Genomic DNA, 311 nt, shown 5'->3' on the forward strand with positions numbered 1-311 from the left:
CGGCGAGCATTTTCCTGTAGTCGCTGAAAAGGCGGGGTTTTCCCATGGCGCCTGGCCGTTCCATGGTGAGGCGCGCGGCTTCTTCCAGCATCTTACGGTCCACGTCGCAGAGGGCCATCACTTCCACCGGGGCCACCTGCATCAGCCTCCAGAGGTCCATCTTGCCGTACCACCCGGTGCCTATCAGGCCCACTTGCCAGGGCTTATCCCGGTAGATCATGTCCATGCCATAGGTCCCCAGGCTGGAAAGGATGGCAACAGCGGTAGCGCCTTTCATGAATTTTCGGCGGTTGATGTAAAAGTGTGGTTCC

Annotated in this window: 1 pseudogene; it reads right to left on the reverse strand. The window is 59.2% G+C overall.

Annotation, left to right across the window (positions count from 1 at the left end):
- Nucleotides 1–295, reverse strand: a pseudogene (locus ACRHNM_RS16535) (gfo/Idh/MocA family oxidoreductase); the annotation flags it as partial.
- Nucleotides 296–311 lie beyond the last annotated feature (16 nt).

The sequence above is a fragment of the Psychroserpens mesophilus genome (assembly GCF_050617655.1).
GTDB lineage: Bacteria > Bacteroidota > Bacteroidia > Flavobacteriales > Flavobacteriaceae > Psychroserpens > Psychroserpens mesophilus_A.